Origin of the sequence: Streptomyces sp. NTH33 (genome assembly GCF_003236365.1) — a bacterium.
GTDB lineage: Bacteria > Actinomycetota > Actinomycetes > Streptomycetales > Streptomycetaceae > Streptomyces.
The window spans coordinates 1-1,332 of sequence record NZ_POTZ01000901.1 but is presented as its reverse complement, the minus strand read 5'-3'; the positions used below and the strand labels follow the sequence as shown (position 1 = coordinate 1,332).

General features: G+C 68.5%; 1 protein-coding gene. It reads left to right on the top strand.

What is annotated here, in order from left to right; genetic code table 11:
- Window positions 1–91: 91 nt before the first annotated feature.
- A complete protein-coding gene (locus C1I97_RS37375) occupies window positions 92–1,180 on the top strand; it encodes a hydrogenase expression protein HypE (protein ID WP_111007301.1) in 1,089 nt (362 codons plus the stop codon).
- Window positions 1,181–1,332 lie beyond the last annotated feature (152 nt).

Below are 1,332 nucleotides of genomic sequence, written 5' to 3'. Positions count from 1 at the left end.
CCCCCGACCAGCCCCCCGCGCTCACCGTGCTCGGGCCGGTGGCCGCCGCCTACGACCGACTCCGCGACCGTCTCCAGGGAAGGCCGAGCACATGACCACCGCCAGCGGTACCACCGAAGTCAGCCGGGAGCCCGAAGGCGCCCAGGAGCGGGCCGGCTTCGACGAGATCCACATCCTCTGGATCTCCGAGGGCATGAGCTGCGACGGCGACACCGTCTCCATGACCGCGTCGGGCCAGCCGGCGATCGAGGACATCGTCCTCGGGCTGATCCCCGGGCTGCCGAAGGTGCACCTGTACAACAAGGTGCTCTCGCCGAGCCTGGGCGGCGAGGACTTCCTCGCCCCCTTCCGTGCCGCGGCGGCCGGAGAACTCTCCCCGTTCATCCTCGTCATCGAGGGCTCCGTCCCCAACCAGAACATCATCGAGGGCGACGGCTACTGGACCTCCTTCGGCAACGACCTGGAGACGGGCGAACCGCTCACCCTCAACTGGTGGATCGACCAGCTCGCCCCCAAGGCGTGGGCGGTCGTCGCGGCCGGCACCTGCGCCACGTACGGCGGCATCCACGCGATGGCCGGCAACCCCACCGGCTCCATGGGCCTCGCGGACTACCTAGGCTGGGACTTCAGGTCACAGGGCGCCCTGCCCATCGTCAACGTCCCCGGCTGCCCCATCCAGCCGGAGAACTTCATGGAGACCCTGACCTGGGTGCTCTACCACGCCGCGGGCTCCGCGCCGCCCCCGCCGCTGGACCACATGCTGCGCCCGCAGTGGCTGTTCGGAAAGACGGTCCACGAGGGCTGCGACCGGGCCGCGTACTACGAGCAGGCCGACTTCGCCAAGGACTACAACTCACCCAAGTGCCAGGTGAAGGTGGGCTGTTGGGGACCGGTGGTGAACTGCAACGTGCCCAAGCGGGGCTGGATGGCAGGCCTCGGCGGCTGCCCCAACGTGGGCGGCATCTGCATCGGCTGCACCATGCCCGGCTTCCCCGACACCTTCATGCCGTTCATGGACGAGCCCACCGGCGGCAGCCTGTCGTCCATGCTGATCAGGCCCTACGGCGCCTTCATCCGGCGCATGCGCGGCATCACCAGCATGGCCGTCAACAAGGAACCGAAGTGGCGTCACAACCGACACGAGCTGACCAGCGGGTACGACCCGCACTGGCGCGCCTGACGAGAGGAACGAGGACCAGACCGACATGACGACCACTCAGGCTCGTGCGGCGGGGCGCAGGCCCGCGCAGATCGTGGACATGTCCTGGGATCCGATCACCCGGATCATCGGCAACCTGGGCATCTACACGAAGATCGACTTCGCCAACCAGG

Bases quoted from the DNA above. Each gene is read 5' to 3' on its own strand.
- C1I97_RS37375 (WP_111007301.1), top strand. From the start codon at position 92: ATGACCACCGCCAGCGGTACCACCGAAGTCAGCCGGGAGCCCGAAGGC.